Consider the following 17926-nt stretch of genomic DNA (forward strand, 5'->3'; position numbering starts at 1 on the left):
GCCCCACCACCGGCCCCACCGCTGCGCGGCCCGAGTTCCCTTACCAGCCGACCACGTACACCGAGCCGTACCGGGGCCAGTTCCACTTCAGCTCGCAGGGCGGCTGGATGAACGACCCGAACGGGCTCCTCCACTACAAGGGCACCTACCACTTCTTCTACCAGCACAACCCGCACGGCCTCGGCTGGGACACCATGCACTGGGGCCACGCCACCAGCACCGACCTGGTCCACTGGACGCAGAAACCGATCGCCCTCGAACCCGGCGTGCACCCCGGCGACCTCTGGTCAGGGGCGGGGGTCGTCGACGCGGCCAACACCTCCGGCCTGCGCGACGGCGCCGAGGACCCGCTCGTCGTCTTCTCCGGCACCAACGGCGTCTCGGTCTTCTACAGCACCGACGCGGGCCGCACCTTCAAGGCGTACGACAACGGGCGCAAGGTCGTGACCATGCCCGGCACCAGCCGCGACCCCAAGGTGTTGTGGCACGCCCCCACCAAGCGGTGGGTGATGCTGGTCTGGTCCGACGAGGGCGGCAACGGCGTCAACCTCTACTCCTCCCCCGACCTGCTCGAGTGGACGTTCCTGAGCAGGTACGCGGCCGGCTGGCTGTTCGAGTGCCCGGACTTCTTCGCCCTGCCCGTGGACGGCGACAGGCGCAGGACGAAGTGGGTGCTCACCGACGCGAGCGGGGAGTACGTCGTCGGCGACTTCGACGGCACCACCTTCACCACCGACTGGGCCGAGCCGCAGCGGATGGATCACGGCACCAACCACGCCGGCGGCTCCTTCTACGCGGGGCAGGTCTTCAACGACATGCCCGACGACCGGGTGGTGCAGATGGCCTGGATGGGCGGCAACCAGGGCGCGACCTGGACGGGCAACGCCAGCTTCCCCGCCGTGCTCGGCCTGCGTACGACCGGCGACGGCGTCCGCGTCACCCGTCAGCCGATCAAGGAACTGGAGAAGCTGCGCTACCGGACCTCGTCGTGGCGCGGGCGCCGGCTCACCCCGACGACGGCCGCGAAGCTGCTGCGGGACCAGTCGCTCGACACGTACGAGGTGGAGGCCGAGTTCGACGTGCGGGGCGCCACGGCCGAGCGGTTCGGCTTCAAGCTGGACGTGCGGCCGGGCGGCGACGCCGGGAGCGAGGTCCTCTACGACACGCGGGCCCGCACGCTCATGGGCGCTCCCCTTGAGCCGGCCGGCGGGCGGGTCACGATGCGGATCCTGGTGGACAGGGGGCAACTGGAGGTGTTCGGCAACGACGGCCTGGCCTCGATCACCAGGAACGTCTCCTTCGATCCGCGCGCCGACAGCAGGGGTGTGGCGCTGCACGTCGACGGCGGCGGCGTCAGGCTCGTCTCGCTCCGCATCCATGAGCTCGCCCCCGCGTGGGGCATGGGCGAGCCGACGCTGGAGCACAACCTGCCCGGCCAGTGGCGGGTGGTCAGCGGCTCGTGGACGGACGTGGCGGACGGCAAGAAGGGCTCGGCCGGCGGCGACGCGTTCTACCTCAGCGACCACACGGGCGCGGACTTCACCTACGAAGGTGACGTGCGACTGGTCGACGGCACCGCGGCGGCGCTGACGTTCCGGGCCGACCCGCGCGCCGAGCGGCACTACACGGCCAACGTCGACGCCGAGGCGGGCGTGGTGAAGCTGTGGCGGCCCGGACGCGACATCGCCACGTACAGGACGCCCATCACGGCGGGCCGGCCTTATCACCTGAAGGTCGTGGCCCGAGGGCGGAACATCAAGGTCTACCTGGACGACCGCGCCGAGCCGGTCATCGACGCGAATGACGACCAGTACGCGAGCGGCCGGTTCGGGCTGAACGTCTTCGACGGCACGGCCCTGTTCCAGAACATCCGGGCGAGCTGACCACGACGGCTCACGACCCGCGGGCGGCACCGAAGCGGCTCACGGGCGGCTCACGGGCGGCGAGGGGAGCCCGCCACCTCCGCGAACCTGGCATCGAGTCCCCGGCCCATCGTGCCGGGGCCCCGGTGCCATGTTCGCGGTCACGGGCTCGGCCTCGTCACTTCCAGGACAGCAGGCGGTTCTTGAACTTCGGATGCTTGGTCTCCCAGTAACGCCAGCCCTCCACCCTGGAGGGGACGTTGGCGATGCCGGTGCCGACCTCGACGTGGCGGCACGTGCCGAGCACCCGCCAGGCCGACCAGCCGACGCGGTAGCCGAAGACGCGGTACCACATGTTGCCGTACTTGCCTTTGGAGATCTCCCGGGTGTACTCGTGCCCGGTGAAGACCATGTGCCGCTCCTCGAGGTGGGGAAGTCCCATCCTGCGCAGGCTGCGGACGACGTCGCCCGCGGTGAAGTCGACCGTACGCTCGCGCTCGGTCTCGAGGAAGGCGAGCACCTCGTGCTCGCGCGTGACGGACACCGTCATCGAGCCGCCGGGGCCGTCGATGAAGCGGGTGCGGGGCACGAAGAAGTTGCGCGGCGAGAGGCGCTTGACCCTGAAGAACGTGTGCGGGCTGCAACGACCGTGGTGGTCGCGGCGCTTGTGCTTGTGCTTGTCGTCGTCGTCCGCGGCGAGCGCCGCCGGGGCCAGGGTGACCACGAGCGCCATGGTCATGGCACCGTGCACCGTCGACTTCGTCATACTCCGCAGTGAATGTCCCATTTTGAACTTGGCCGTTTTTTCCGTTCGGGGAATAAGCGTAAACATGTACCGTTCCTTTCGGAATGCGACCCGTGGCCGCGACTGTCGGCCGGGCAAGCCAACGAGACCGGTACGATGCTTACAGTTGCCGCGAGCTGCGCCACAACGCCACGCCGAGCCCGAAGTCCCAGCACCGGGAAAGAACCGGTGAAAAAAAGCCAATATCGACTCATCAGCTCCTTACGGTAACTCCATAACTCCCCGCCAAAGACGAGTCGACATGACATGAAATAGCGGACATTCGTCCCTTATAAACGGCCGGAATAGCGCAGGAAAAAGGGCCGCGAGCACGGCTCGCGGCCCCGGGTGAGGCTAGGCCGCCGTGGACAGCACGTTGTGCGGGTCCAGCACGTACTTGCGGGCGGCCCCCTCGTCGAACTCGTGGTATCCCTGCGGCGCCTGGTCCAGCGGGATCGGCGTGGCGTTGACCGCCTTCGCGATCTGCACGCGGTCGTGCAGGATCGCCATCATCAGCTGCCGGTTGTACTTCATGACCGGGCACTGGCCGGTGACGAAGCTGTGCGACTTGGCCCAGCCGAGACCGAACTGGATCGACAACGATCCCTGCTTGGCGGCCTCGTCGGGCGCTCCCGGGTCTCCGGTCACGTACAGGCCGGGAATGCCCAGCGCGCCGCCCGCCCGCGTGAGGTCCATGAGCGAGTTGAGCACGGTGGCCGGGTGCTCCTCCTCCGCCGCGCGCCCGTGGCCACGGGCCTCGAAGCCCACGGCGTCCACGGCGCAGTCGACCTCCGGCACGCCGAGGAGCTGCTCGATCTGGTCCCTCGGCTCGCCGGCGGACACGTCGACGGTCTCGCAGCCGAAGCTGCGGGCCTGCTCCAGGCGGTCCTTGTTGAGGTCGCCCACGATCACCACGGCGGCTCCGAGCAGGAACCCCGACGCGGCGGCGGCCAGCCCCACCGGCCCCGCGCCCGCGATGTAGACGGTCGATCCCGGGCCCACGCCGGCGCTGACGCAGCCGTGGAAGCCGGTCGGGAAGATGTCGGAGAGCATGGCCAGGTCGAGGATCTTGGCCATGGCCCGGTCCTTGTCCGGGAACTTGAGCAGGTTCCAGTCCGCGTAGGGAACCAGCGCGTACTCGGCCTGCCCTCCGACCCAGCCGCCCATGTCGACGTAGCCGTACGCCGATCCGGGACGGTCGGGGTTGACGTTCTCGCAGATGCCCGTCTTGCGCTCCTTGCAGTTGCGGCAGCGCCCGCAGGAGATGTTGAACGGCACGGACACCAGGTCGCCGGTCTTGATGAACTCGACGTCCGGCCCGGTCTCGACGACCTCGCCGGTGATCTCATGCCCCAGCACGAGGCCGTGCGGCGCCGTGGTCCGGCCGCGGACCATGTGCTGGTCGCTGCCGCAGATGTTGGTCGCGACGGTCTTGAGTATCGCGGCGTGCGGCAGCTTGCGCCCCACGTTGGCCGGGTTGACCCCCGGACCGTCCTTGAGCTCGAACTCCGGGTAGTCGGTCTCGTGTACTTCGACCTTGCCTGGACCTTCGTAGACGACGGCTTTGTTGCCAGGCATGACGTTCCTTCCCTCGCGCAGCGGAGTGACGGTCTTCTCGGAGAGAGGGCATCACCTCCAGCCGCCGCGGCCACGCCGCGATCCGCGGAATTCATACCTCAATGTCCGATTCTACCCGGCCTGGCACGGCTCACCCAGGATCCGCACGACCCGGCCCCGGCGGCACGGGAGGACCGTGGTTTTCGCCGAACCGGCACATGCCTTTTCCCACCGTCTGGGCTATGGTCGGCCTTATGACGGGACCGTGGAGAACACCACGAGGGCCCATCGCGTTCACCAGCGTGATGGGCCTGGTCCTGCTGTCCTTGTTGCTGGTCGGATCAACATACAACTGGCACGGCGGCCGTGCGTACCAACCGGGCCAGGCCACCACGCAGACGTGGACGCCCGAGGCGTGGGACGCGCAGTTGTCGAGCATGCCACCGCAGACCGCGACCGGCGAGCGTCAGGTGCTGCCGCTGTGGCCGCCCCTGCGCGGTGAACGCCGGCACGAAGCCGGGCTGCTCGCGATGGTGCCCGTCGCCGGACTCGATCCGGGCGGGATCCGCGATCCCCAGCAACTCGCGCACCGCACGGCCGGGTCGCGCAGCCCGCCGCTGATCTAGCGCTCCTCTTCTCCTGCCGCTCGCGCGGTGTGAGGCCCGGTCACGTGTGCCCGGGCCCCGTCCGTGAGCGCTGCCTTCGGCCACCCCCGGGGTGCGCCGTTACCCGCAAGCAAGGAGCCGAACACCGTCATGGCCGACGTCAGATCAGTCCACACGCACCTGCAGCACTACGAGCGGCACCTGGCGCGGCTGGAAGAACTTCGTGAGCTGCTGCAGGAACAGCTCACGGCCGCCCTGTCCCGCCCCCAACCGGCCGGCGCCACGACCGGCACCACGACCGGCGCCACGGCCGATGCCCGCACGTCCGAGATCGAGGCCGCACTCGACCGCATGGACCGGGGCATCTACGGCACGTGCCGGGGCTGCGGGACTTTCATCGCATACGAACAGCTCCTGCGGATGCCGTACCGAAGCATCTGCGACCGGTGCGCGCTCCAGAGAGGACATCAGCATGACTGACACCAACGGAACGACCCACCTCAGCAGCGTGCAGGCCGAGACGCTGCGCCAGGAGCTCCAGGAGCAGCTGTCCCGGCGCAGCAACCAGCTGGCCGGTCTGCAGGCGGCGGCGAGCGAGGGCAGTGGTGCCGACGACACGTGGCAGGAACTGCTCGTCAACATCGCCGCCGCCGACCGTGCCATCGCCGAGCTCGGCCAGGCCCTCGAACGACTGTCCGAGGGCACCTACGGGCGCTGCTCCCACTGCGAGACCGGCATCCCGTTCGAGCGGCTCAAGATCCGGCCCCTTGCTCGCTACTGCATCGGCTGCCAGCGTCGGCACGAAGCCGCCTGAGAGCGCCGGGAGGGCCGGGGCCTGGTTCCGGCCCTCCCGGCGCGACACGTCACAACGCGCGGATCTCCTCCAGCGGGTACGGCACCAGCCTGCTCTCCCGCTGGAACCTGCGGTAGAAGCCGGACATCACGGCGGCCACCGGGCTGTGCCTGGCGAGGATCGCCGCGACCGGCTCCGGGACCCCCTCGGGCCGCTCACCGTCGGCCCACCCGCGGATCAGGGCGCCCCGCTCGTCCGCTGTGGCGGCGCCGTACAGCTCGGCCGACAGCCAGTTCACCAGGTGAGTCCGCGTGTACGCGCGGTCGTACGTGGCGTGCCGGCGGAAGAAGTCCGACTCCTCCCGCGACAGCATGAAGCGCGAGGAGATCGACAACCCGAAATCGGTGAAGTAGAGCCGGCGCCCGTCGGTCAGGATGTTCTGGAAGTGGGCGTCGAAGTGCAGCAGGCCGTGGGCGTTCATGAACGAGACCCCCGACTCCAGCTCCCGCTCCACCAGCTCGCAGGCCGAGCCGGCACTTCCGCCCCCTGCCGCCACCGGCGCCTTGAGCCATTCGTGCGGTTTGTGCGGGAAGTGTTCGAGGAACAACACGAGACTCGCCCGGGAACGGTGCAGCTCTTCGATGCGCTCCCGCACCTCCGGGCCGCCGCCCCAGAAGGCGACCGCCCGTTCCACGTCGGCCAGTTCCTCCGGCGGCGGATGGGGGCCGTCCGGCAGCACCCGCCAGTGGTACATCAGCGGGAAACCGGGAAAGCTTCCGGCCAGCACCCAGTTCGTGGTCATGACGTGCACGGCCAGCTCCCGCCACGCGCCGCCGCCCGGACCGCCCATGCCGCCGATGCCGTAGCGGCAGAAGAGCGGGAGCCCGAAGACGTCCGCGGTCGACCGGACGGTCTCCGGCAGCAACTCCCGGTCGGTGAGGGGCACCTGTTTCACGAACACCGGTGTCCCGTCCACCTCCATCAGCGCCGACCTCCCGCCGATGCCGGAGCCGAGCGGGACGGCCGCCTTCAGCAGTTCGCCCAGCTCGCGGTCGCCGTGCAGGGCGAGGGAGGTGGCCACGGCGCCGTACGTCGTGTTGCGGGAGGTCTGTTCCATTCCGGGGACTCTAGCCAGGGGAACGGGCACGCGGTGCCTGCGCCGGAGACGCTCAGTCCCGGTGAGCGCGCATGTCCAGGTAGAGGTGCGAACGGTGCACGCGCCGCGTCCGCAGCAACCTCGTGAGGTCGGCGGAGGTCTGGTGGCTGAGCTGCCAGTGGAAGTAGTTCACGTACTCGGCCACCGCCAACAGGGAGAACAGCACGCCAGGCACCGACCCGAGCCCCATCTCCCCGCGGGCCGCGGCCACCGCGAGGACGACGAACCCCGCGACCAGGGCGGCCTCGCACAACCGGCGCAACCACCGGAAGGCGGCGATCATCGGCGGCCTCGGCAGCCGGGCGCGCACCTGCCGCACCTTGATCGCCCAGTACGCGCCCCCGATCAGCAGATGCACGGCCACCAGGACGAACCCCGTCACGTTGACGGTGTTGAGCGGTGCGGGCAGGACCACGAACGCCACCAGGCCGAAGAGCACGATGTTCACCGGTTCGAGCACCGCGAGGTTGCGCATGCGCCGTACGAGCGTGGCGCGGGGGGTGTTCCTGGGGGTCATCCTTGACAGGATGCCTCACGCCCTCCCGCGGCGCATCACAGGCCCGGCCCTTCAGCGGTCGCGGGCCGACTCCACCAGCGGTGTGTCCACCAGGTGCTCGATGAGGAACCAGGTCTGCAGCTCCCCCGTGCGGATGACGTCGGAGACCAGCAGGTCGTTGGTGCCGTCGTCGCCCATCTCGGCGGTGCGGGCGGCCGCGTCGTGCGCCGCCACCAGGATCGCCTCGTGCGCCTCGATCAACCGCGACAACATGGCGGGCACCTCCTCGGCGCCGTCCGGCGGGCGCGGGATGACGGTCATCTCCGCGACGTGCCGGGGGTCGCCGACCGCCACGCCGCCGAGGGTCTGCACCCGCTCGGCGAGCGAGTCGATGATCTCGAGCTGCTCCGCGGCGTGCTTGTCGAGCAGCAGGTGGAGCTGGTAGAAGGTGGGGCCGCGCATCAGCCAGTGGTGCTTCTTGTACAGGCTGTAGAGGATCTGCGTGTCCGCGAGCACCTGGTTGAGGCGCTGGCAGGAGTACATCCGCGCTTCGTACGTGAGCCCGAGCGGGAACATGCGGACCGTGCCGAACTCCTGGATCTCCACGCCGTCCTGGTGGATCCAGGGCTGGCTGGAGCCCTTCTTGCGAGGCTTGGCGGTGCGTTTGGTGGTGGCCACGGGCTGTTCCTTCCTCTGCGGGTCGCGTCGGAGCGAACATTCCCCTTGACCAGGGCACATGAGCACCACGCCGGCCCATCAATCGGAAAAGACCCGCGTTCGCTACAGCAGGTCGCCCGCGCCCGAGCTGGTCAGCTCCGCGAACGCGTCGTCGACGGAGGACACCAGGTCCAGGGCGCCCAGCTCCAGGCGCAGCGCCGCGGCGCCACCGGCGACGATCATGCGCCCGCCCGAAGCCCGTGCGTGCCGGTCGGCCGAGCGCAGCGTCTCGCGGCCGGCGTCGTCGGTCTCGGTGAGGCCCTCGACGTTCACGATGAACAGCGGCGGGATCCGGGCGACCAGCACCTTGACGAGGTATTGCTGGAGGACGAGCGACGCCACTCCGGCGAGGCGGCCCTTCAGGTGCAGGAGCGCGATGCGCCCGTGGCGGTCGAACCCGATGTCGAAGTCCGGATGAGCCCCGTAGGCGCCGGGTTCCATCGGGTTCATGGCATCCGTCCAGGTGGGGGGACCGTGTTGTGCGACCCCACCCTAGCAGTCCGTCGTTTCCCGCAGCGGACGGTATCCGTATTGCGGCCCTACTTCTCGCGCCTTTTCGGCATGCCGCTTGAACGCTCCCCGCGGGCGCCGCGTATCCCGTAGTGACCCGGCACCGCCCAGCCAGGGCCGAGCCCGAAGCCAGAGGGGATGACGGCACATGCGACTTCGACGCGGCCGTCCGGTTATCGTCGTCTGCTGCCTCGCCGGGATGGTCCCGCTCGGCGCGTGCGCCCCGTCGTTTCCCGCCCAGAGCGCGGGCCTGCCCGACGTCGCCGCCGTGCAGACCACCGCGCCGCTTCCGGTGGACACGGAGTTCCCTGAGGTGACGCAGGACGCCTCCGCGACGCCCACGGCGGATCAGGGCTCCGGCACGTGGCTCACCAAGTGGGGGCCGCTGTCGGAAGCCGACCGGTCACTGATCAAGAAGGTCCGGCTGGCCACCCTGTGGGAGATGACCATCGCCCAGGAGGCCGTCCAGAAGGCGAGCACGGCCAAGGTCCGCAAGATCAGCGCGGAGATCGCGTCGCAGCACCACGAGCTCGACGAGGAGGCGCGCGACCTCGCGACCAAGCTGAACGTGGAGCTGCCCGTCAGGCCCACCGAGGACCAGCAGAACTGGATGTCCGACATTTCCGGACGCACAGGGATCGCTTACGACACCACGTACGTGAAGTGGCTGCGCCTGGCGCACGGCCAGATCTTCGGCCTCATCGGCACGGTCCGGGGCAGCACGCAGAACACCCTGGTCAGGAAGTTCTCCGAGCAGTGCAACGCCGCCGTGCTCAACCATCAGCGCCTGCTCGAAAGCACCGGGCTGACCACACCGGAGAGTTTCCCGACGCCGAGCACCTGAGGCCGAGCACCTGAGGCCGGGTGTCTCTCAGGGCGACCCCCTCATGGGCGCCATGATCGGGCGGCCGTCCGGCACCAGGCCCAGCGAGATGGACAGCTGACGCGCCGCCTCGCCGACCGTGGCGCCGATCTCGTGCAGCCTGGCCGCCGGATGCGTCCTCGCGACCGACACACTGATCGCCGCCGTGATCAGCCCCCGATGGTCGCGTACGGGCGCCGACACCCCGGCCGTGCTGTCCTCCAGCTCGACGTCCGTCACGGCGTAGCCGCACGAGCGCACGTGGGCCAGGTCGGCCAGCCACTCCTCCATGCCGCTGACCGCCGATCGCAGCCCGGAGGGCAGGGTGGTGGCGCTCAGCAGGTCGCGTACGCGCTGCTCGTCCCAGTCGGCGACCAGGCAGCGGCCCGCGGCGGCCATGAGCAGCGGCACGGAGATGCCCTCCCAGACCCGGTGATAGGCCCGCGACGACGGCACCGACATGAGCGTCAGCACCTGGTTGCCGCGCAGCACGCACAGGTAGGAGTCCTCGTCGAGGCTGGCGGTCAGCCCCCGCAGGTAGGGGGCGGCCACCTGGACGAGCCGGGCGTGCTGGGTGCGCGCCGCCAGGGCGAACAGCCGCCACCCGAGACGGTAGCGCCGGGTGACGGGATCGCGTTCGACCATGCCTTCGAGCTCCAGAGCGCGCAGCGCCCTGGACACCTGACTCTTCTCCCGCCCCAGCCGCTGCGCGATCCAGGTGACCCCGAACCCGTCGGCATCGCGATCATCACCATGACCTGCGAGTACTTCGAGAATCTCGATATCCCGGCGTAGACCCGCCGAGGGCACGGTCGGCTTGTCCGTCATCCCTATCCGTTCATAACAGAACCATTGCACTACTGTTGCGCTAGTTGCACCTAGTTTTGCGCTCACCGCAACTAATCGCATACGTTTGCCAACCCATGCAAGCGTAAAGGAAGCCGGTACCCCCATGAATTTCAGCGAGTACGTGGTCTCACGCTGGGACACCCTCTCGCTGGCCGCGACCGAGCACGCCATCGTCGTGGGCATCGCCATCGCGATCGCCACCGTGTTCGGCGTCGGCATCGGGCTCCTCGCCTACGACGCCCCGAAAGTGCGCAGCACGTCCGTGGCGATCTCCGCCGGGATCCTGACGGTCCCGTCACTCGCGCTGCTCACCCTCCTCATCCCCATCTTCGGGCTGGGCTGGGGTTCCACGCTCGTCTCGCTGACCGCGTACGCGTTCCTGCCGATCATCCGCAACACCGTCACCGGGCTGCGCGGCCTCGACGCGGCCACCGTCGAGGCGGGCCGCGGGATGGGCCTGAGCCGCGTCCGGCTGCTGCTGCGGGTACAGCTTCCGCTGGCCTGGCCGCTGATCCTGACCGGCGTGCGCATCTCGGCGCAGATGCTGATCGGGATCGCCGCCATCGCCGCCGTCGTCGACGGCCCGGGGCTGGGCACGCAGATCTTCGAGGGCCTGTCCCGGCTCGGCTCGGTGAACTCCCTCAACGCCACCCTCGCGGGAACGCTGGGGATCGTGGTCATCGCCATCCTGTTCGACCTGTTCTTCTTCGCCGTTCGCTACATCACCACCCCGAGGGGGCTTCGTGTTCGACCGTGACACCGAAGGCGTGCGCATCGAGCTGCGCTCGCTGACCAAGCACTATCCGGGCCAGCCTGCCCCAGCGGTCGACAACGTCACCCTCGACATCCCGGCCGGCGAGCTGGTCGTGTTCGTCGGCCCGTCGGGCTGCGGCAAGACGACCACGATGAAGATGATCAACCGCCTGGTCGAGCCGACGTCCGGCGAGATCCGCGTCGGCGGGCAGGACGTGCTGAGCCTCGACCCCGACCAGCTGCGCCGCCACATCGGGTATGCCATCCAGCAGGTCGGCCTGTTCCCCCACCAGACCATCGCGCAGAACATCGGCCTGGTTCCCAACCTGCTCGGCTGGCCGGCCGGCAAGATCTCCGCTCGCGTGGACGAACTGCTGTCACTGGTGAACCTGGAACCGTCGGCCTTCCGCGACCGCTACCCCCGCCAGCTCTCCGGAGGCCAGCAGCAGCGTGTGGGCGTGGCCAGGGCGCTGGCCGCCGACCCACCCGTGATGCTCATGGACGAGCCGTTCGGCGCCACCGACCCCATCACGCGCGAGCACCTGCAGAACGAGTTCGTCAAACTGCAGAAACAGTTGCGCAAGACGATCATCTTCGTCACGCACGACTTCGAGGAGGCCATCAAGCTCGGTGACCGCATCGCCGTGCTGCGCGAGGGCTCGCACATCGCGCAGTACGACACGCCGGCCGCCATCCTCGCCGATCCCGCCGACGACTACGTCGCGAGCTTCATCGGGCAGGACGCCACGCTCAAGCGGCTCGCGCTGATGCGCGTGGGGGACGTGCCGGCCACCGGCTCGCCGGCCGGTTCCGGGCTGCCGCAGGTGTCCGCCGACGCCAGCCTCCGCGAGGCGCTGGACATCATGATCGCCCACGGTGCCGACCGCTGCGCCACGCCGTCCGGGGTGCTCACCTACGCCGCCCTGTGCGAGGCCGTGGGCACCCGCGTCGGCGAGCAGGAGGACGTGGTGTCCAAGTGAGCGCTGAGACCCTGGCCGTCGGGCAGTCCCGCACGATCAGCCGTACGGTGGGCGCGCGCCACCTCATCACGCCCGTCACCATCGGCGCCGTGCTGGTCGCTCTCTACGCCTGGGTCGGGACGCTGGAACTCGACTCGATCGAGCAGCGCAGCCTCAACCAGGCGGTGATCCTGGCCAAGGCCGTCGAGCACATCCAGATGACGGTGGCCGCCACCACGCTCGTGGTGATCATCGCGATCCCGCTCGGCATCGCCGCCTCGCGCTCCAGGAACCGGCTGATCACGCCCGTCATCCTCACCGTGGGCAACCTGGGCCAGGCCGTCCCCTCCATCGGCCTGCTCGTGCTGGCCACGTTCCTCATGGGCGTCGGGTTCCAGACCGCGCTGGTCGGACTCGTCGCGTACGCCGTGCTGCCCGTCCTGCGCAACACCATGGTCGGGGTCCAGCAGGTCGATCCCGCGCTCATCGAGGCCGCCCGCGGCATGGGCATGACCAAGGGCCAGATCCTGCGCCGGGTCGAGCTCAAGCTGGCCGTGCCCGCCATCCTGGCCGGCCTGCGCACCGCGCTCGTGCTCACCGTGGGCGTCGCCACGCTCGGCGCCTTCGTCGCGGCCGGCGGCTTCGGCGAGCTGATCGTCAACGGCCTCAAGCTCAACCGCATGCCCGTGACCATCGTCGGAGGCGTGCTCACCGCGTGCATCGCCTTCTTCATCGACTGGCTCGGCGGGCTCGCCGAGGACCTGCTCAAGCCACGCGGCATGTGACCAAGCTTCCGGCAATGATCCGATCACATAAGCAAGAAGGTGCATCAATGTTCTCCCGCCCGCTCCGACAGACGTTCACCCTGCTCGCAGCCGCCGCCCTCTCGGTCACGACCCTGAGCGCCTGCGGCTCCTCCGACGCCGTCGAGGCCGGCGCGGCGGGCGACGAGCTCAAGGGGACCAAGTACATCATCGGGTCCAAGGACTTCACCGAGAACATCGTGCTCGGCAAGATCGCCGTACACCTGCTCAAGGCGCACGGGGCCGAGGTCGTCGACAAGACCAACCTCGGCGGTACGGTGCCCAACCGCAAGGCCCTGGAGTCCAAAGAGATCGACATGTACTGGGACTACTCCGGCACGGGGTGGATCGAGTTCCTGAAGAACACCAAGCCGATCCAGGACTCCGCCGAGCAGTTCAAGGCCACCGCCGAGGCCGACCTGGAGAAGAACAAGATCCGCTGGATCGGTCCGACCCCGCTGAACAACACCTACGCCCTGGCCATCCGCTCCGAGAAGGCGACCGAGCTGGGGGTCAAGACGGTCTCCGACGTGGCCGAGCTGGCCAAGACCAACCCCAAGGAAGTCACGATCTGCATCGAGACGGAGTTCTCGACCCGTGACGACGGTCTGCCCGGCCTGAGCAAGGCGTACGAGATGGACATCCCCAAGGACAACATCTCCCTGCTCGACACCGGCGTCGTCTACACCGAGACCGACAAGGGCGAGACCTGCAACTTCGGCGAGGTGTTCACCACCGACGGCCGCATCGCCGCCCTCGACCTCACGGTGCTGGAGGACGACAAGAAGTTCTTCCCGATCTACAACGCCGCCATGACCCTGAGGGACGAGACCTACCAGAAGAACCCGGCCATCGAGAAGGTGCTCCAGCCCGTGATCGCCAAGCTGGACGACGCGACCATGCAGCAGCTCAACGCGCAGGTCGACGTCGAGGGCATGGAGCCGGGCAAGGTCGCCTCCGACTGGCTGGACAAGCAGGGCTTCCTCGGCAGCGACGAGGCCGCCTGACCCGCCAGGTCCCCGACCGCCAGGTCCTTGACTTTCTGGTCTCTGACCGCCTGGTCCATGACCGCCTGACCGGGGCGGGCCGCCGCCGTGCGGCCCGCCCCGGTCGTGGCGGCTCCAGGCTCAACGCCGGGGCGCGTACGTGCCTGACCGGCCTCTCAGGCGTCGGGCCAGCCGAGAGGGTGGGTGCCGGCCTCCGCCGACTCGCCGCCCGCCTCGTTGAAGGCGGCCATCGCCGAGATCAGCGCCCGGCGCTCCACCTGCGACATCCGGGAGACGATCGCCGCGATCTCGTCCCTGCGGCGGGCGGTCACCTGGTCCACGATGCGGCTGCCCTCATCGGTCAGGCGCATCAGGCTCTCCCTCCGGTTCAGCGGGTTGACCTCGCGGACCACCAGCCCCGCGGCGGCGAGCCGGTCGGCCATGCGCATGGCCGTGGACGAATTGACGTCGAGCAGCTCCGCCATGGTGACGAGCTTGGTCTCGCCGTGCCCTGAGAGCACCACGAGCATCCGGAACTGCGGCAGCGTCACCCGGTCGGCGACGGCGCCGAGCGAGCGCGCCGCGATCGCGACCAGCAGCCGCGAACCCGCCAGCACCGCCGAGATGACGGCATCCCGGTCCTCACCGTTCATCTGGGCGGGCTGACGCTCTGGCATAGAACTGTTCTACACGGTGGGGCGCGGGCGTTCACATGCCGGCCCGGCGGCCGATGCCGTCCCGCCGCAGGTGGGAAGATCGCGAAGGCGGGCCGGACGGCCGTGGGGCACTGCCGCGTGCCGCCGGTGGCGCCTCGGCGGCCGTCGCGGGCCCGCGTGCGAAGGTGATCCGTGAACTCCGCGCGCCGTGACAGCGGAGTCACTAATGTTGCATACTGCAAGAATGTGGAGAGCCACGTTGGGAGTCCCTCAGGTGCTTGTGCCCCCTCTCCAGATCGGCCGTTCCCGTCATGCCCTGGAGACGGCCTGAGATCATGGCGATGTCCAGAGACGAGCGGCGAGCGCTCGCGCAGATCGAAGAGCAACTGGCGTACGAGGACCCCGTGCTCGACAAGCTCCTGGCGGGGCCGCGCGGCAGGAGCGGCGAGCCTGGCCCGCCCCGCGGGCTCGACGCCCTGAGCACCCCGGCGGTCGTGTTGTGGGCGCTGGCCGCGGCGACCAGCGTCGTCCTGGTGCTCGCGGTGGCCATCCTGCTGTCCTACCAGGACTTCTCCGGCACGCTGCGCCCGTCTCCGAGCGCGATCCCGTTCAACGGCCCCTTCCCCGGCCCCGGCGCCACCGAGCTCAACGACCAGATGAGCTGACGGCGCCGCTAGGGAGCGGCGGTGGAGGCGCGTTCGACCAGGTCGGGCTGGAAGACGACCTGGCGATGCTCATGAGCGTGGCCGGCGGGCTGGTTCGCCTCCTCCAGCACCATCAGCGCGGCGGTGTGGCCGAGCTGTTCGCGCGGTTGCCGGATCGACGACAGCGGCACCGCCGCGGCGGCGGCGAAGTCGATGTCGTCATAGCCGAGGATCGCCACGTCGGCCGGCACCCGCAGGCCCCGCTGGGTCATCTCCTGCAACGCCCCGATCGCGACCAGGTCGTTGGCGCAGAAGAGCGCGGTGGGGCGCTCGGCGGGAGGCAGCCCGGCGAGCTCGGCGCCGGCGACGCGCCCGGTGGCCACCGTCAGGTCGGGCAGCGGGATGACGGTCAGCACGTCGGAGGGGCCCAGCACGGCGGCCAGGCCGTCGCGCCGCTCCCGCACCTGACGCACGCTGAACGGCCCGCCGGCGAAGGCGATGCGGCGGTGCCCCCGCTCGCGCAAGTGCCGGCCGGCCAGGCGTCCGCCGAGCAGGTCGTCCACCGCCACGGCACAACCGCGGCTGTGCGGGGCCGAGCTGTCGAAGCGCACCACCGGGATGCCGCGGGAGATGAGCCGGCCCAGCCGCTCCTCCTCACCGCTGTCGTTGACCGGCGTGATGAGCACGCCCAGGGGACGCTGCTCCTCGAACGTCTCCAGCAGCCCGGCCTCGCGGGAGGCGTCCTTGTTGCTGTTGAAGACCATGACGTTGACGTCGAGGGGCTGCGCCGCGGTCTCCACGCCGCGCAGCACGTCGATGAAGAACGGGTTGGCCAGATCGAGGGCGACCACGCCGATGGTGCGGCTGCGGCCGGCCCGTAACTGCCGGGCCGAACCGTTGCGGACGTAGCCGAGCGTGGCGATCGCCGCCTGCACCCGCAGCCGCGTCTGGGGGGCCACCATCTCGGGCCGGTTGAGCACGTTGCTCACGGTGCCGACGGAGACCCCGGCGAGCCGGGCGACCTCTTTGATGCTCGACATCGTTCCTCGTGTCCGGTGGTCACCGATGATCCTACCGCCTCTTCGCACGTTTGATCCTGAACGTCCGGGTCGCTGCGTGGGTGTGCCCTCTGTGGGTAGTGGGTCGGGCACTCGTACCTGTGGGGAGGGCGGATGCGCTCATCCATCAGTCTCGGCCGGATCGGCGGGGTACCGGTCGGGCTCAACGTCAGCGTGCTGGTCATCGTGGTGATCCTGCTCGTCGGGCTGGCCTTCGGCCGGTTCCCCGTGGTCTTCCCGGGTTCGTCCCCCGTGGTGTACCTGCTGGCGGGGCTGGTAACGGCGGTGTTGTTCCTGGGCTCGCTGCTGGCCCACGAGCTGTCCCACGCGTTGGTCGCCAAGCGCCACGGCATCGACGTGGCGCGCATCACGCTGTGGCTGCTCGGAGGGGTGGCGGAGCTGCGCGGCGAGCCGCGTACGCCGGGCGCGGACCTGAGGATCGCGGTGGTGGGACCGCTCACCAGCATCGCGTGCGGCGTGTTCTTCGGGGCCGTCGCGCTGCTGGTCGCCGCCGCCGGCGGGGCGCCGCTGCTGGTCGGGATGTTCACCTACCTGGCGGGGGTCAACGTGATCCTGGCCGTGTTCAACCTGATCCCGGCCGCGCCGCTGGACGGCGGGCGGGTGCTGCGGGCCGCCCTGTGGTCGCGGTGGGGCGACCGTACGCGGGCCGCGGTGGCCGCCGCCCGCGCGGGCCGGGTCTTCGGCTACGTCCTCATCGCGCTGGGTTTCCTCCAGCTCGTCACCGGCAGCGGGTTCCAGGGGCTGTGGCTGGCGCTGATCGGCCTGTTCCTCGTCAGCGCCGCCAGCGCCGAGGAACAGCAGGCGCAGCTCGGCTCGTCGCTGCACGGCGTCAGGATCGGCGACGTCATGGCGGACCGGCTCGTCGTCGCCCATCCGGACGAGACCGTGGCCGAACTCGTCGACCGGGTCGTCCTGCGCGAGCGCCTGTCCACCTATCCGCTGGTGGACCACGACATGCGCTTCCTCGGGCTGGTCACGCTCAACCGCATCCGCCGGGTGCCGCCGGACGCGCGGACGGCGACGCGGCTGCGCGACATCGCCTGCCCTCCCGGCGAGGTGCCCGCCGCCCGGCCGGACGAGACACTGATCGACGTGCTGGGCAGGATGGGCGGCTGCGCCGACGGCCGGGCCGTGGTGCTCGACCCGGACGGCCGCCTGATCGGGCTGCTCACACCCAGCGACATCAGCCGCGTGATCCAGACCGCCGGGCTGCGCGCGGGCGACCCGTACCACGGGCCCCGGGGCGCCGACCTGATGACGCATCACCCCGACCGGCCGCTGGACCGCTCCGGCCGGTGACCCGCCGCCGGCTGCGGTCAGCCGGCCGCGGCTCCCGGCAGGACCACGCGGTGCCCGCCGGGGTGGCGGCCCAGGAGCCGGCCTGACCCGCGGTCGTGTCGACCGCGCAGATGGCGGCCCTGGTCTCGTGCGGTGTCAGGCCTGGCGCCACTCCGCGACGCCGCCCGGCTCGTGCAGCGTGAGGTCCGGCGCGGCCTCCAGCGCCTTCTCCTCTCCCCCGGGCGTGTACGTGACGATGAGCCGCAGCGGACGCCAGGTGGTGTTGAACGTGGAGTGGTAGACGCCTGCGGGGATGTGCACCGTGTCGCCCTCCCTGATGGTGAACTCCTCGCCGTCGTCCACCATCTGGCGGCCCTCGCCCGAGATGACGTAGATGATCTCCTCGGCGGCGGGGTGGTTGTGGCGGGCGTGCCCGCGGCCGGGGTTGACGATGACCTCGCCCAGGGTGCTGCTCGCCCCCTCGACGGCCGACGGGGTGACGAACCACTTGATCGATCCCCAGTCGAAAGCCATCGTCGGCACCTTGTCGGGGCTGACGTGCATGTCGGTTCCTCGC

General features: G+C 69.9%; 21 protein-coding genes. 11 read left to right on the top strand and 10 right to left on the bottom strand.

What is annotated here, in order from left to right; translation table 11 throughout:
* Positions 1-1883 (top strand): glycoside hydrolase family 32 protein (locus E1295_RS24240; protein WP_132632940.1); only part of this gene is annotated, 1883 nt, incomplete at its 5' end.
* Between the two features lie 157 nt (positions 1884-2040).
* Here the strand turns inward: E1295_RS24240 and E1295_RS24245 are convergent.
* The gene (locus E1295_RS24245) at positions 2041-2628 is read right to left on the bottom strand and encodes a hypothetical protein (RefSeq protein WP_132632942.1); all 588 of its coding nucleotides are present in this window, start codon (positions 2626-2628) and stop codon (positions 2041-2043) included.
* A gap of 372 nt (positions 2629-3000) precedes the next feature.
* A complete protein-coding gene (gene fdhA, locus E1295_RS24250) occupies positions 3001-4224 on the bottom strand; it encodes a formaldehyde dehydrogenase, glutathione-independent (protein ID WP_132632944.1) in 1224 nt (407 codons plus the stop codon).
* Between the two features lie 233 nt (positions 4225-4457).
* Between fdhA and E1295_RS24255 the strand changes: the two genes are divergently transcribed.
* The 3 genes from E1295_RS24255 (at position 4458) to E1295_RS24265 (ending at position 5622) form a co-directional block, all read left to right on the top strand.
* Positions 4458-4829 (top strand): hypothetical protein, encoded by a 372-nt coding sequence (locus tag E1295_RS24255; RefSeq protein WP_132632946.1) that lies wholly within the window; start codon positions 4458-4460, stop codon positions 4827-4829.
* A gap of 129 nt (positions 4830-4958) precedes the next feature.
* A complete protein-coding gene (locus tag E1295_RS48930; protein ID WP_166427385.1) occupies positions 4959-5288 on the top strand; it encodes a TraR/DksA family transcriptional regulator in 330 nt (109 codons plus the stop codon).
* Positions 5281-5622: a TraR/DksA family transcriptional regulator gene (locus tag E1295_RS24265; RefSeq protein WP_132632950.1), complete on the top strand. Its 342-nt coding sequence runs from the start codon at positions 5281-5283 to the stop codon at positions 5620-5622. The genes E1295_RS48930 and E1295_RS24265 overlap by 8 nt, the downstream gene beginning before the upstream one ends.
* Before the next feature lie 49 nt (positions 5623-5671).
* On the opposite strand, the gene E1295_RS24270 is transcribed toward E1295_RS24265, so the two are convergent.
* The 4 genes from E1295_RS24270 to E1295_RS24285 all read right to left on the bottom strand — a co-directional run bounded on the left by E1295_RS24270 (position 5672) and on the right by E1295_RS24285 (position 8420).
* Positions 5672-6718, bottom strand: coding sequence for a serine/threonine-protein kinase (locus tag E1295_RS24270; protein ID WP_132632952.1), 1047 nt, complete (start codon positions 6716-6718; stop codon positions 5672-5674).
* 52 nt (positions 6719-6770) lie between these two features.
* Positions 6771-7274 carry a hypothetical protein gene (locus tag E1295_RS24275; protein ID WP_220448860.1) on the bottom strand — a complete coding sequence of 168 codons (504 nt, stop codon included), beginning with the start codon at positions 7272-7274 and terminating at the stop codon, positions 6771-6773.
* 51 nt (positions 7275-7325) lie between these two features.
* Positions 7326-7931 (bottom strand): Dps family protein, encoded by a 606-nt coding sequence (locus E1295_RS24280; RefSeq protein ID WP_246080307.1) that lies wholly within the window; start codon positions 7929-7931, stop codon positions 7326-7328.
* Between the two features lie 102 nt (positions 7932-8033).
* Positions 8034-8420: an STAS domain-containing protein gene (locus E1295_RS24285; protein ID WP_132632956.1), complete on the bottom strand. Its 387-nt coding sequence runs from the start codon at positions 8418-8420 to the stop codon at positions 8034-8036.
* Between the two features lie 208 nt (positions 8421-8628).
* On the opposite strand from E1295_RS24285, the gene E1295_RS24290 reads away from it, so the two are divergent.
* Entirely contained in the window at positions 8629-9324 is a 696-nt protein-coding gene (locus E1295_RS24290; RefSeq protein ID WP_132632958.1) for a DUF4142 domain-containing protein, read from the top strand.
* A 27-nt stretch (positions 9325-9351) separates the two neighbouring features.
* Here the strand turns inward: E1295_RS24290 and E1295_RS24295 are convergent, their stop codons facing one another.
* Positions 9352-10170, bottom strand: coding sequence for an IclR family transcriptional regulator (locus E1295_RS24295; protein ID WP_166427386.1), 819 nt, complete (start codon positions 10168-10170; stop codon positions 9352-9354).
* Between the two features lie 124 nt (positions 10171-10294).
* Between E1295_RS24295 and E1295_RS24300 the strand changes: the two genes are divergently transcribed.
* From E1295_RS24300 to E1295_RS24315, 4 genes are read left to right on the top strand one after another with little or no spacing between them, the layout of a single operon-like run.
* Positions 10295-10948 carry an ABC transporter permease gene (locus E1295_RS24300; RefSeq protein WP_132632962.1) on the top strand — a complete coding sequence of 218 codons (654 nt, stop codon included), beginning with the start codon at positions 10295-10297 and terminating at the stop codon, positions 10946-10948.
* Positions 10935-11924 carry an ABC transporter ATP-binding protein gene (locus tag E1295_RS24305; RefSeq protein WP_132632964.1) on the top strand — a complete coding sequence of 330 codons (990 nt, stop codon included), beginning with the start codon at positions 10935-10937 and terminating at the stop codon, positions 11922-11924. Before E1295_RS24300 ends, E1295_RS24305 begins: the two co-directional genes overlap by 14 nt.
* On the top strand, positions 11921-12688 hold the full coding sequence (locus E1295_RS24310) for an ABC transporter permease (RefSeq protein WP_220448861.1): 768 nt from the start codon (positions 11921-11923) through the stop codon (positions 12686-12688). The genes E1295_RS24305 and E1295_RS24310 overlap by 4 nt, the downstream gene beginning before the upstream one ends.
* Positions 12689-12735: 47 nt before the next feature.
* Entirely contained in the window at positions 12736-13713 is a 978-nt protein-coding gene (locus E1295_RS24315) for a glycine betaine ABC transporter substrate-binding protein (protein WP_132632966.1), read from the top strand.
* A 155-nt stretch (positions 13714-13868) separates the two neighbouring features.
* Here E1295_RS24315 and E1295_RS24325 read toward each other — a convergent pair whose 3' ends face one another.
* Positions 13869-14369 (bottom strand): MarR family winged helix-turn-helix transcriptional regulator, encoded by a 501-nt coding sequence (locus tag E1295_RS24325; RefSeq protein WP_132632968.1) that lies wholly within the window; start codon positions 14367-14369, stop codon positions 13869-13871.
* 314 nt (positions 14370-14683) lie between these two features.
* Between E1295_RS24325 and E1295_RS24330 the strand changes: the two genes are divergently transcribed.
* Entirely contained in the window at positions 14684-15013 is a 330-nt protein-coding gene (locus tag E1295_RS24330) for a DUF3040 domain-containing protein (protein WP_220448862.1), read from the top strand.
* Positions 15014-15021: 8 nt separating this feature from the next.
* Here the strand turns inward: E1295_RS24330 and E1295_RS24335 are convergent, their stop codons facing one another.
* Positions 15022-16032 carry a LacI family DNA-binding transcriptional regulator gene (locus E1295_RS24335; protein WP_132632972.1) on the bottom strand — a complete coding sequence of 337 codons (1011 nt, stop codon included), beginning with the start codon at positions 16030-16032 and terminating at the stop codon, positions 15022-15024.
* A gap of 132 nt (positions 16033-16164) precedes the next feature.
* Between E1295_RS24335 and E1295_RS24340 the strand changes: the two genes are divergently transcribed.
* On the top strand, positions 16165-17370 hold the full coding sequence (locus tag E1295_RS24340; RefSeq protein WP_132632974.1) for a site-2 protease family protein: 1206 nt from the start codon (positions 16165-16167) through the stop codon (positions 17368-17370).
* 135 nt (positions 17371-17505) lie between these two features.
* Here E1295_RS24340 and E1295_RS24345 read toward each other — a convergent pair whose 3' ends face one another.
* A complete protein-coding gene (locus tag E1295_RS24345; protein ID WP_132632976.1) occupies positions 17506-17913 on the bottom strand; it encodes a cupin domain-containing protein in 408 nt (135 codons plus the stop codon).
* Positions 17914-17926 lie beyond the last annotated feature (13 nt).

This window comes from Nonomuraea mesophila, from assembly GCF_004352805.1.
Taxonomy (GTDB): domain Bacteria; phylum Actinomycetota; class Actinomycetes; order Streptosporangiales; family Streptosporangiaceae; genus Nonomuraea; species Nonomuraea longispora.